General features: G+C 60.8%; 11 protein-coding genes. 8 read left to right on the top strand and 3 right to left on the bottom strand.

What is annotated here, in order from left to right; translation table 11 throughout:
• Window position 1: 1 nt before the first annotated feature.
• The 6 genes from HBO41_RS21235 to HBO41_RS21210 all read left to right on the top strand — a co-directional run bounded on the left by HBO41_RS21235 (window position 2) and on the right by HBO41_RS21210 (window position 6076).
• Window positions 2–1726, top strand: coding sequence for a putative 2-aminoethylphosphonate ABC transporter permease subunit (locus HBO41_RS21235; protein WP_026013869.1), 1725 nt, complete (start codon window positions 2–4; stop codon window positions 1724–1726).
• A 22-nt stretch (window positions 1727–1748) separates the two neighbouring features.
• Entirely contained in the window at window positions 1749–2765 is a 1017-nt protein-coding gene (locus tag HBO41_RS21230; protein ID WP_017139490.1) for a putative 2-aminoethylphosphonate ABC transporter substrate-binding protein, read from the top strand.
• Between the two features lie 126 nt (window positions 2766–2891).
• On the top strand, window positions 2892–4022 hold the full coding sequence (locus HBO41_RS21225) for a TIGR03364 family FAD-dependent oxidoreductase (protein WP_169987592.1): 1131 nt from the start codon (window positions 2892–2894) through the stop codon (window positions 4020–4022).
• Window positions 4019–4579, top strand: a complete 561-nt coding sequence (locus HBO41_RS21220; protein WP_017139488.1) for a phosphonate degradation HD-domain oxygenase — start codon at window positions 4019–4021, stop codon at window positions 4577–4579. Before HBO41_RS21225 ends, HBO41_RS21220 begins: the two co-directional genes overlap by 4 nt.
• A 97-nt stretch (window positions 4580–4676) precedes the next feature.
• Complete coding sequence (locus HBO41_RS21215; protein WP_017139487.1) at window positions 4677–5207, top strand: hypothetical protein; 531 nt, start codon at window positions 4677–4679, stop codon at window positions 5205–5207.
• 314 nt (window positions 5208–5521) lie between these two features.
• Entirely contained in the window at window positions 5522–6076 is a 555-nt protein-coding gene (locus HBO41_RS21210; RefSeq protein ID WP_169987590.1) for a hypothetical protein, read from the top strand.
• On the opposite strand, the gene HBO41_RS21205 is transcribed toward HBO41_RS21210, so the two are convergent.
• Window positions 6063–7445 carry a DUF3482 domain-containing protein gene (locus HBO41_RS21205; protein ID WP_099550320.1) on the bottom strand — a complete coding sequence of 461 codons (1383 nt, stop codon included), beginning with the start codon at window positions 7443–7445 and terminating at the stop codon, window positions 6063–6065. The genes HBO41_RS21210 and HBO41_RS21205 overlap by 14 nt on opposite strands.
• Entirely contained in the window at window positions 7438–8817 is a 1380-nt protein-coding gene (locus HBO41_RS21200; protein WP_169987588.1) for a DUF2868 domain-containing protein, read from the bottom strand. The genes HBO41_RS21205 and HBO41_RS21200 overlap by 8 nt, the downstream gene beginning before the upstream one ends.
• Before the next feature lie 69 nt (window positions 8818–8886).
• Between HBO41_RS21200 and HBO41_RS21195 the strand changes: the two genes are divergently transcribed.
• Window positions 8887–9399, top strand: a complete 513-nt coding sequence (locus HBO41_RS21195; RefSeq protein WP_017139482.1) for a dihydrofolate reductase — start codon at window positions 8887–8889, stop codon at window positions 9397–9399.
• A 95-nt stretch (window positions 9400–9494) separates the two neighbouring features.
• Here HBO41_RS21195 and HBO41_RS21190 read toward each other — a convergent pair whose 3' ends face one another.
• Entirely contained in the window at window positions 9495–10886 is a 1392-nt protein-coding gene (locus HBO41_RS21190; RefSeq protein WP_017139481.1) for an L-cystine transporter, read from the bottom strand.
• A gap of 241 nt (window positions 10887–11127) precedes the next feature.
• On the opposite strand from HBO41_RS21190, the gene HBO41_RS21185 reads away from it, so the two are divergent.
• A complete protein-coding gene (locus HBO41_RS21185) occupies window positions 11128–12186 on the top strand; it encodes a hypothetical protein (RefSeq protein ID WP_017139480.1) in 1059 nt (352 codons plus the stop codon).
• Window positions 12187–12322 lie beyond the last annotated feature (136 nt).

Raw genomic sequence — 12322 nt, 5'->3', positions numbered from 1 at the left:
GATGGCTGCTGATATGAGTCTGCCGATACCCGACCACGTGGCTCGTCAGGTTTCCCGCGCTGAGCTTGGCGACCGCATTTTTGTGGTCGGCGGCAAGCTGCTTTGGTTACTCCTGTTGGGCATTGCGGTGTTGTTGCCGTTGCTGGCGATCTTCTGGCGCGGCTTCAGCAGCGAAGCCGGGCAGGGCGGCGGGCTGGTCGCGGCGCGGGAGCTGATGACCAGCGCCAACTTTCATTGGTTGTTAGGCAATAGCCTGAAAGTGTCCCTCAGTGTGGCGGCCATCGTCGTACCGCTGGCCTACCTGTTTGCCTACGCACTGCAACGCACGCTGATTCCCGGCAAGCCGATCTGGCGCGGCCTGTCACTGCTGCCATTGATGGCCCCGTCGATGTTGCCGGGTATTGCGCTGGTCTATCTGTTCGGCAACCAGGGCATGTTGCGTGGTTTGCTCTCGGACAATATCTACGGCTTCTGGGGCATTGTGCTGGGTGAAGTGATCTACACCTTCCCGCACGCCTTGATGATTCTGCTGTCGGCGCTGTCCCTGGCGGATGCGCGCCTGTTCGATGCCGCCTCCAGCATGGGCGCCAGCCCGGCCCGGGCGTTTCGCAGCATTACCTGGCCGGCCACGCGTCAGGCGGTATTCGCGGCGTTTTGCCTGGTGTTCACCCTGACCATCACCGACTTCGGCGTGCCCGTGGTGGTGGGTGGCGATTATCAGGTGCTGGCGCTGGAAGCCTACAAGGCGGTGGTCGGCCAGCAACAGTTCGGTCGCGGCGCCTTGATCGGCATGGTGTTGCTGTTGCCGGCGCTGTTCAGCTTTGCTGTGGATGCCTGGCTGCGCCGCCGGCATGGTGACGCCATGAGCGGCCGCGCCCAGGTGTTCCAGCCGACGCCATCGCGCTTGAGGGATGGCTGCTACCTGGCGATTGTGTTGTTGATATGCGCCGTGTTGCTGCTGGTGTTCGGCATGGCGGTGTATTCCTCGCTGGTGAAGTTCTGGCCGTACAACCTCTCTCTATCGCTCAATCACTACCAGTTTGAAGACACGGCCGGCGGCGGCTGGCTGGCGTATCGCAACAGCCTGACCATGGCGCTGTGCACCGCGCTGATCGGCAGCGTACTGATCTTCACCGGCGCCTACCTGATGGAAAAGACCAAGGGCCAGAAAGGCCTGAACCTGGCGCTGCGCATGCTCAGCTTTGTGCCGATGGCTGTGCCGGGCTTGGTGCTGGGCCTGGGTTACGTGTTCTTCTTCAACCTCAACGGCAACCCGCTGCACGTGTTCTACGGCACCATGACCTTGCTGGTGGTGTGCACCATCGCGCACTACCTGACCACCGCGCAAATGACCGCAACCACCGCGCTGCGCCAGTTGGATGCCGAGTTCGAAGCCGCTGCGCTGTCCCTCAAGGCGCCGCTGTACCGCCACTATCTGCGTGTCACCGTGCCGATCTGCCTGCCCGCGTTGCTGGATATCGTGCGCTACTTGTTTGTGTCGGCGATGACCACCGTGTCCGCCGCGATCTTCCTCTACAGCCCCGACACCATCCTCGCCGCCGTCGCCGTGTTGAACATGGACGACGCCGGCAATGTGGGCGGCGCTGCGGCCATGTCGACCCTGATCCTGTTCACGTCGGCCGGCGTCTCGCTGCTGCTGGCGTGGGCCTCACGTGGCGCTTTACGCCGCTCTCAAGCCTGGCGCCAAACCGCGCCCGGCCAATAAAAATCCCTGAAGGAGGTGCTCCATGTTCAAGCCCTTGGCCCTGGCCGCTGCTCTGCTCAGCGCATTCAGCCTGAATGCCTTTGCCGCCAAAACCGAGTTGACGGTGTACACGGCCCTCGAAGCCGAGCAGTTGAAGACCTACAAACAGGCCTTCGAAAAAGCCAACCCGGATATCGATATCAAGTGGGTGCGCGACTCCACCGGCATCATCACTGCCAAACTGCTGGCCGAAAAAGCCCGCCCGCAGGCGGATGTGGTGTGGGGGCTGGCTGCCTCCAGCCTGGCGATTCTCGATCAGCAAGGCATGCTGGATAGCTACGCACCCAAGGACTTGGACAAGATCGGCAAAAACTACCGTGACGCCGCCAACCCACCGGCCTGGGTCGGCATGGACGTGTGGGCTGCGACCATCTGCTTCAACACTGTCGAAGCCGAGAAACAAGGCCTGACCAAGCCGGTGAGCTGGCAAGACCTGACCAAGCCTGAGTACAAGGGCAAGATCGTGATGCCGAACCCGGCGTCGTCCGGCACCGGTTTCCTGGATGTGAGCGCCTGGCTGCAGACCTTCGGCGAGAAGCAGGGCTGGCAGTACATGGACGACCTGCACCAGAACATCGGCCAGTACGTTCACTCCGGCTCCAAGCCGTGCAAGCTGGCGGCTTCCGGGGAATTCCCGATTGGTATTTCGTTTGAGTACCCGGCCGTGCAGCTCAAACGCCAAGGCGCGCCGCTGGACATTATCTTGCCCAAAGAAGGCTTGGGCTGGGACATCGAAGCGACTGCCGTGATCAAGGGCACTGCTCACGCCGATGCGGCCAAAAAACTTGCCGACTTCTCCGCCAGCCCCGCTGCGATGGAGCTGTACAAGGACAACTTCGCCGTCCTCGCCCAGCCGGGTATCGCCAAGCCGCAGACCGAATTGCCGGCTGATTACGAACAACGCTTGATCAAGAACGACTTCGCCTGGGCCTCGAAAAACCGCGACAGCATCCTGACCGAATGGCGCAAGCGTTATGACGGAAAGTCCGAGAAGCAGTAACTGATCATCGTTCCCACGCTCCGCGTGGGAATGCTGCCCTGGACGCTCCGCGTCCGCTCTTGGAAGTCGTGACGCAAAGCGTCACTGGATGCATTCCCACGCAGAGCGTGGGAACGAGAGGAACACATGAGTAGCGATCTGTTAATCATCGGCGCCGGCATCCTCGGCCTGTCCCACGCCTACGCCGCCGCCAAACGTGGCCTCAAGGTCAAGGTCTTCGAGCGCAGCGCCACACCGCTGGGCGCCTCCGTGCGCAACTTCGGCCAGGCACTGGTCACCGGCCAACCCCCCGGGCCGATGCTTGATCTGGCGCAGGAAAGCCGTGATATCTGGGCGCACTGGGCACAGGTGGCCGGTATCCAGCTCAAGCGCAACGGCTCATACCTGTTCGCCCGTACCGAAGCCGAAGAACATCTGCTGGAAGCCTTCTGCGCTGGCCGGGCGCAAGAACACGACTACAACGTCGAGCTGTTGCAAGGCGCGGCGATGAAAGACCTGTACGGCGGCCAGTTTCGCCATCACCGTGCCGCGCTGCATGGCAAGGATGATCAGCAACTGTATTCGCGCGAAGCGATCCCGGCGCTGATCAATTACCTGGCCCAGGAATTGAAGGTGCAGTTCTATTTCTCCACGCTGGTGCGCGACGTTGAGCCTGGTCAAGTACACACTACAGCGGGCAGCTTTCGCGGTGAGCAGGTCATCGTATGCTCCGGTCATGACTACCAAACCTTGTTGGCGGAGTCGATTGCCGGGCTCAACCCCAGCATCTGTCGCCTGCAAATGCTGCGCGCCCGGCCTGCGCTCAACCTGAACCTGCAACACGCATTGCTCACGGGCCTTAGTTGCGTGCACTACGGCGCGTTTGCCGACCTGCCGGAAGCTGCGCCAGTGCAGGCGCAGATCCTGCGCGAAGCGCCGCATTTGCAAGAGCACGGCATTCACTTGCTGATCAGTCCGACACCGCAGGGCGAGCTGATCATCGGCGACTCCCACGATTACGGCAGCGATGCATCACCGTTCAATGCCGAGCAAGTTGATGACTGGCTGATCGAGCTGGCGGAGCAAACGTTAGGCTGCAAAATCCAGGTGGTGGAACGCTGGCAGGGTGTGTATGGCTCACGCGGCCCGGCGCCGTTTTCATTCCTGCGTGCGGCGCCGGGCGTGAGCGCGGCGTTGATGCATTCCGGCGTGGGCATGAGCGTTGGCCCGGCGATGGCCGAGCGAAATATCACAGCATTGTGGGGAGACGCATCATGAATCCGGAACAGGCAATCGCCGAAGTCTTCGGCTTATACGAACAGCACGGAGCGGCCGATTACATCGGCGAGCCAGTGTCGCAGATCGAGCACATGTCCCAGGCTGCGCAGCTCGCTATGGCCGAAGGCTTCGACGATGAGGTGGTGCTGGCGGCGTTTTTCCACGACATAGGGCATCTCTGCGGGCAGGGCGGTGAGAACATGGGCGGCTATGGCGTGGTCAGCCACGAACGCCTGGGTGCGGACTATTTGCGCCGCGCAGGCTTCAGCGAGCGCATGGCCAAACTGGTGGAGTACCACGTGCAAGCCAAACGCTACCTGACCTTCAGCCAGCCGGACTACTGCGCGCGCTTGAGTGAAGCCAGCCGCCGTACCCTGGGTTACCAGGGCGGTGTGATGACGGCCGAAGAGGCTCGGGCTTTTGAGCAAGATCCGCTTTGCGAGGTCAGCCTGCGCCTGCGTGATTGGGATGAGCAGGCCAAGCAAATGCACGTGCCTGTACTGGACTTGGAGGTATTAAAGTTCAAGGCTCGGCGGCTACTGACGTTGCCTTCATAAGAATGGCGTGATTCCGACCGATGACACGGACGCAGCGCATGGAGTCAATGTCCACGCACTCTGTAAGGTACGCCCTCTGATTAAGGGAGCGATTTAGATGCGTTATTTGAGAGTTGCCGTGAAGGATCAAAGTGCTAATGCTTTGGCGGATACCGTGGACCTTCTGTTTTTTCAACGCACGCCAAAGCTGCCGGATGAGCTGGTGCGCCAGGCCACAGCTGTCGACTTATCTGCGGATGGCCTGGTCGATTACCAGATCACCGGTGACATCGACGGCAATGGTGTCTCGGGGGAGAGGGACAGGGCGTTACTCAAGGATTTTGCCAATGCTGTATTGAAAGTGAATTGGCTCTGCCGTCCACCCATGCCCAACCGCTCGATCAACTTTTATGTGAGCCGTTTCACCGTCGCAGGCGACCCCGCCGAAGTTCGCTTGGATCTCTATCAGAACGAAAAACCCATGATTGAAAAACAGCGGCTGAAGTTCAGCGTCACCGCGTGCGATAGCCTCGGCATGGGCGTAATGCAACTGGATGACGAAGCGCTGCCTCTTGAGCTGTTCGACACCATGGATCTAAAGGCACTGCAATCAATGGCCAATCTGTATCTGAAGTTCAACTGGCGTTAAGGGGCGACACATGTCGAGCCTTCTTACAGCGGGCATCGACTGTGTGCGCTGGTGAGCGCACGAGGCATGAATTAGCTTTTCAGGAAACCTCCATGCGCTATTCACCCTTGCGATAACACCCCGGTGATATGGAACGCCGCCTATGACTTTGATAGTGACGGGGCGTTGGAGTGGAATATTCACTTCGATATTAACCGTGACGGCGTCACCAATGACGTCGACAAGGGCTTGGTGCAAGTGCTCGCCGATACGGTTTTGAAGTTCAATTGGTTTACTGACGACGAGGGATGTCCAGTATGAAACGAGAGTCTGTGATGCGTTACTTGAAAGCCACCGCTCAGGACAGAAGCGGTAATGGCAAACCCGACATGGCGGTGTTGCAGTTTTTTCAGCGGGCCGACAACGACCCTGACGAGCTGGTGCATGAAGCCGTGGCCGTGGATATTACGGCTGACGGTGCTGCCGATATCCTGCTACCCGGCGATATCAACGCTGATGGCTATAAATCAGCGGAAGACAAAGTGTTGCTCAAGGCCTTTGTCGATACCTTTTTGAAGCAAGGCTGGTTTAACCCCGGCGATACCTGGCGGCGTTACTTGACGATGCACGTCAGTCACTGGGCGAAAGATGGCGTGCCCAATGCGATCAAGCTGAATTTTTACCAGTGCTGCTCACTGCAGGGTAAACGCGCGCTGGTGTACAGCGCGGCTGGTTATGACGGCGATAGTGATGGGGTTCTGGAGTCATTTACCCACAGTGACTTGGATCGGGATGATGTTGCTGACCACCGCGACAAACTTGCGATTAAGGTCTTGTGCAACGCGTTCCTCGCATTCGACTGGCATACACAACCCATCAAGACGGCTTAACCTCAGCCTCATTGAGTTTGGTCGCCAAGACTTCGACCTGCTCTTGGCGCTCGGCTTGGCTCAGCTTGGCGTGAGGGTTGAGCGACGACCATTGCGGATGGGCGCGCGCCTTATACAGCGCATCCGGCAGCTTGCCTTCGCGCCAGGTTTTGTCCTGCGGCGAGTCGACCTTGATGCTGTGCATCGCCGCATGGCCACGCAGGTTCAGGGCCCTGAGCAACTGGCGTTGGCGCAGGGCGAGCAGGCGCAGCACGCTGTCGTCGACGGTCAGCTCGCGCTGGCCCTTGAGCTTGCCCAGCAGGCGGCTGCCGTAGCTGCGTGCAGTTTGCAGTGCGCCACCGGCAATGGCACCGGCGAGGGCGGCGGCGCCGAGGGTGAGACCGCCGACCAGCAGGTCCACACCCGCACCGGCTGCCGCGCCTGCGGCGATCCCGCCGCCGACCCGAACGCCGAGTTGTTTGAGGGTTTCGGGGTTGAACAGGTCATCGCCCCAGCGGCCATCCAGCAAGGGCAGGTCGCTGGCCGCGGCGTCCTGTGGGCGAAAACCGAATAGCTTGAGCAACGCCTCTACGCATTTCTGTTCGCGCTGGCGCACGGCTTTGCGCAAATCAGCGATGGCTTGCTGCTCATCTTCGGTGACCACACTGCGCCGACATGCGGCGCAGTCGATCAGCAGCTCGGCGATCAAGCGCGCAGCGCTTTGCTGGCGGGCCAGGCGTTGGGCTTGCTGATCGAGGATCAGGCGTTCCAATTGCGGCCGTGAGTTTTCCAGCAGCAGTGCCAGGCTTTCATACAAGCGGCGTTCGCCGTCTTCCGGCGGCGCCACGCTGTCGAAACGCACCAGCGCATGCAGGCCGAGGCGGGCCAGGGCTTCGCGCCAGTCCGGCTCGCGGTGGTCGTTGCTGCTGACGAAGTTGAGCACCGGCAGCAATGGCTTGCCGCAACTGGCCAGCACTTGCAGCTCGTCGCGGTACTTGGCCAGCACCGGTTCGCGGGCGTCGATCACGTACAAACCGGCGTCCGAGGCCAGCAGTTGCCGCAGCACTTTGGCCTCCTGTTCAAAACGCTGGCGGGCTTCGCTGCCTTCCAGGAACCGCGCCAGGCGAGCCGGGCCATCGAGGCGTTCGCCGGGTCGGTCCAGGCGTTCCAGGTAATCAAGCAACGCGATGGCATCCTCCAGGCCGGGCGTGTCGTACAGCTCCAGCAAGGCTTCGCCGTCGACCGACAAACGCGCGCCTTCCACATGACGGGTGGTGCTGGGGCGATGGGAGACTTCGCCAAAGCCCACATCACGGGTCAACGTGCGTAGCAGCGAGGTCTTTCCGACATTAGTGTGGCCGACCACGGCGAGCTTCAGCGGTTTAGTCATGACCGGTCTCCAGCCAGTTCAGCGGCGCACAGTCGGCGAACGGCAGCTCCAGCTGTTGCAGCGCGGCGTGCCAGTCGCCCAAGCGCTCGGCGTCCAGCGCCTGGCCGGGTGGCGCCTGCAACAGCCATACGCGGGTGGCGGTGGCGCTGCGGGCCAGCTCGGCGATCAACGCCAGGCTGCCACGATCCGGCGAGCGGCGCGGGTCACAGGCGATGGCCAGGCGTGCGGGCGGGAAGCGCGTGAGTTGTTCCAGCAGTTTGTTGCGTGATTCGCGGCTGTCGAGGATACCGGCGTTTTTGATGTTGCTCGGCAGCTTGGGCGGCCACGGGTGTTGATCGTCGAGTTCGATGGCCACCAGCAGAGCGCCGTCGCTTTCCAGTTCGCTGATGCCGCCAGTGACGAGGTGCAGTTGTTCGGGCGCGGCGTCGTTGACGCCCAGCCGTTCACTGCTTGGCATCAGGCGTTCGCGTAATTGGCTGTAGCCGGGCAGGTTGAGGTCCAGGCGCAACGCAGCACGCCCGCGTTTCCAGCGCCACAGGCACAGCAGGGCGAGGAGCAATCTGGGCAGCAGGCCGTACACCAGCAGTACGCCTACCAGCCACGCGGCCCAGGCCTGGCGGGCGCTTTCGATATTCAGGGCCGAGTCACCGCTGGCGCGGATCATCTCCACCGTCGGCACATTAAAACCCAGCAAGGCGGGCAAGCTGCCGAGGGCTTGGGTGACGGCAACAAAGGTATCGGCGCCGAGGATGGTGGTTTCCCACACAAAACCGTAGCGCCGCGTGGCCAGCAGTGTCAGCAGAATCACCAAGGCGCTGAGCAATGCCAACAACCACAGGCTGTTGACCAGCACACCCACGGCCCAACGGTTGAGTTTCTGGCGCTGCAACAACAGCAACAAGGCTGGCGCCAATTGCGCGGCTTTGGCATCCCGGGCAAGTTTTTCGCTGAGCCACAACCACAGCCGCCCGAGGCTGGCGCTGTGTTCACCGGCAAACAGCAAGCCCAAGGCCCAGCTGATTAACAGGATCAGGTTCAAGCCGAGCAGGCTGCCCAAGGCCCAGAACACGTTCACCGGCGTCAGGCCGTTGCCCAAGGCGGCAAAGGCCAGCCCGGCGCCACTGATAACCGCGACCGCCGCCAGCAGCACCAACGCCAAACGAGCGCCTTGTAGCCAGCGGGTGAGGGCGGCGGTCAGCCCATCGCGCTCGGCCAGGTGCAGAGCACGCTGCTGGATGCGCGTCGCCAGGTCGCCACCGGCCGCGCGGGCCAGCCGGTTGGCTTCCAAGTCTTCCAAAGGGCCTGCGTGTTCTTCGCGCAGGCGCACGGTTTCGGTCAGCCAAAGTGTATGCAGCGGGTTCAGAGCAGTCACGCGCCGTCCTGTTGAGCAAGTGAGCTTGGAGCATAACCGCAGACTCGTGGCTCTGGTATTCTCGTCGGCATGAAAAAAACTCTCCCTTTAAGCCTGATCGCAGCCCTTGGTGAAAACCGGGTGATCGGCGTCGACAACAGCATGCCCTGGCATTTGCCGGGGGATTTTAAATATTTCAAGGCCACCACGCTCGGCAAGCCGATCATCATGGGGCGCAAGACCTGGGATTCCCTGGGCCGACCGTTGCCGGGGCGCTTGAACATTGTGGTCAGCCGTCAGACCGGCTTGGCGCTGGAAGGTGCGGAAGTTTTTCCGTCACTGGACGCGGCGGTTGAGCGGGCTGAAGCCTGGGCGCTGGAACAGGGCGTGGATGAGCTGATGCTGATCGGCGGTGCGCAGCTGTATGCGCAGGGGCTGGCGCAGGCGGATCGCCTGTATTTGACGCGGGTGGCGTTGAGCCCGGAAGGCGATGCATGGTTTCCGGCGTTTGATTTGAACCAGTGGAAGTTGGTTTCAAACGTCGAGAACCTGGCTGAAGGCGATAAGCCTGCCTACAACTTCGAAGTCTGGGAAAAAGCCTAAAAGCATCGCAGGCAAGCCAGCTCCCACAGTTGACCGATTTCTCCTGAGGAAACCGATTCAAGTGTGGGAGCTGGCTTGCCTGCGATAGCGGTCTATCAGACCTGCGCTAATTCAGCATGCTCATCGGCATCCAGCAGCGCTTTATCCGTCTGCCCCATGATCTGGCTGGTAATCGCCCCGGCTGTCATCGAACCATTCACGTTCAACGCCGTGCGGCCCATGTCGATCAGCGGCTCCACGGAAATCAGCAGCGCCACCAGTGACACCGGCAAGCCCATCGCCGGCAGCACGATCAGCGCGGCAAAGGTCGCACCACCGCCCACGCCTGCCACACCGGCCGAACTCAAGGTCACAATCGCCACCAGCGTCGCGATCCACAGCGGGTCCAGCGGGTTGATGCCCACGGTCGGTGCAACCATCACCGCCAGCATGGCTGGGTAGAGACCGGCGCAACCGTTCTGGCCGATCGTCGCGCCAAACGAGGCGGCAAACCCGGCGATGGACTGCGGGATCCCCAGACGGCGGGTCTGCGCTTCAATGCTCAGCGGAATGGCTGCCGCACTGGAACGACTGGTGAAGGCAAACGTCAGTACCGGCCACACCTTGCGGAAGAACCGCAGCGGGTTGATCCCGGCCAGCGACAGCAATAGGCCGTGAACCACAAACATCAGCCCCAGAGCCAGATAAGACACCACTACAAAACTGCCGAGCTTGATGATGTCTTGCAGGTTGGAGCCGGCGACTACCTTGGTCATCAGCGCCAGCACGCCGTAGGGCGTCAGCTTCATCACCAGGCGCACCAGGCGCATGACCCAGGCTTGCAGGGTGTCGATGGCGTTGAGCACTTTCTGGCCTTTTTCCACGTCATCCTTGAGCAGTTGCAGCGCGGCAACCCCCAGGAATGCAGCGAAAATCACCACGCTGATGATCGACGTCGGCTTGGCGCGGGCCAGGTCGGCAAACGGGTTGGCCGGTACGAACGACAGCAGCAGCTGCGGGATATTCAGGTCGGCAACCTTGCCTGCGTAATCACTCTGGATCACTTGCAGGCGTGCCATCTCCTGGGTGCCCGCCACCAGACCTTCGGCGGTCAAGCCGAACAGATTGGTCAGGCCGATACCGATCAGCGCCGCAATCGCGGTGGTGAACAGCAGCGTGCCGATGGTCAAAAAGCTGATCTTGCCCAGGGACGAGGCGTTATGCAGGCGCGCCACAGCACTGAGGATCGAGGCGAACACCAGCGGGATCACGATCATTTGCAGCAGTTGCACGTAGCCATTGCCGACCAGATCAAACCAACTGATCGAGGCCTTCAGCACCGGGTTGCCGTCGCCATAAATGGTGTGCAACACCGTGCCGAACACCACGCCCAATACGAGGGCAAACAGCACCTTCTTGGCGAGGCTCCAGTTCGTGCGACGGGTTTGTGCCAGGCCCAGCAACAGGGCCACGAACACCAGTAAGTTGAGAATCAGGGGCAGATTCATTGAAGCTCCGTTGAGAAGGCAGCCAATCGCGTGAGCCTGCGATTGCGAACCGGGAAGCCTAACAGTTTGAAATATATTGATTTAATACCAATATGGAATGGCGACTGTCGTTTTTGGAATAAGCATTTGGCGCTCAGGCACATGCCCTTGGCGTTATCACGACGCAAGCGGTCGTGCTCGGGCGATAACTGTCATACAGATTTGTTAGCGTCGGTGTCTTTCACTCAGGGAGAAAACGCTTATGAAGCTCGCGCCAAAACTACTTGCCGCCGCCTTCTGCCTCGGCCTCGTCAGCCAGGCATTTGCCGCCACAGAGTTGAAACACTGGCCGGCGCCGGCCGCCGAGCAACTGAACAAGATGATCGCCGCCAACGCCAACAAGGGTAACTTCGCGGTGTTCGACATGGACAACACCAGTTACCGCTACGACCTCGAAGAGTCCTTGCTGCCCTACATGGAAAACAAGGGCCTGATCACCCGCGAGAGCATGGACCCATCGCTGAAGCTGATGCCGTTCAAGGACACCGCCGACCACAAGGAAAGCCTGTTCAGCTACTACTACCGCCTTTGCGAAGTCGACGACATGGTCTGCTACCCATGGGTTGCGCAGATTTTCTCGGGCTTCACCCTCAAGGAACTCAAGGTCCAGGTGGACGAGCTGATGGCTTCCGGCAAGCCGGTGCCGGTCACCTACTTTGAAGGCGATGTGGTGAAGAAGTCTGAGGTGCAGCCGCCGAAAGTCTTCACCGGCCAGGCTGAGCTGTACAACAAGCTGATGGAAAACGGCATCGAGGTGTATGTGATGACCGCCGCCTCCGAGGAGTTGGTGCGTATGGTCGCCGCCGATCCGAAGTACGGCTACAACGTCAAACCCGAGAACGTCATCGGCGTGAGCACCTTGCTCAAGGATCGCAAGACCGGCGAACTGACCACTGCGCGTAAGCAGATCACTGCGGGCAAATATGACGAGAAGGCCAACCTCGGCCTGGAACTGACGCCGTACTTATGGACCCCGGCAACCTGGATGGCCGGCAAGCACGCAGCGATCCTGACCTACATCGACGAGTGGAAAAAACCGGTGATCGTCGGCGGTGACACACCGACCAGCGACGGTTACATGCTATTCCACGATGTGGACGTGGCCAAGGGTGGCATTCACTTGTGGATCAACCGCAAGGACAAATACATGACCCAGCTCAACGGCATGATGGCCAAGCACGCGGCTGCTCAGGCCAAGGAAGGCTTGCCGGTGACGGCGGACAAGAACTGGGTGATCGTCAAGCCGGACGAAATCCAGTAACGCGGTCAGTGTGGGAGCTGGCTTGCCTGCGATAGCGATCGGTCAGGCTCAGAGAGGCAAGCTGACACGCCGCCATCGCAGGCAAGCCAGCTCCCACAGTTGATCTCTGTTGTCTGGGGAGTTTTATTCAGGCAAA

The organism is Pseudomonas sp. WS 5146, from assembly GCF_012985495.1.
Classification (GTDB): Bacteria; Pseudomonadota; Gammaproteobacteria; order Pseudomonadales; family Pseudomonadaceae; genus Aquipseudomonas; species Aquipseudomonas edaphica.
Note: the sequence above shows the minus strand (reverse complement) of the source record. Positions and strands in the feature narration are given on the sequence as shown.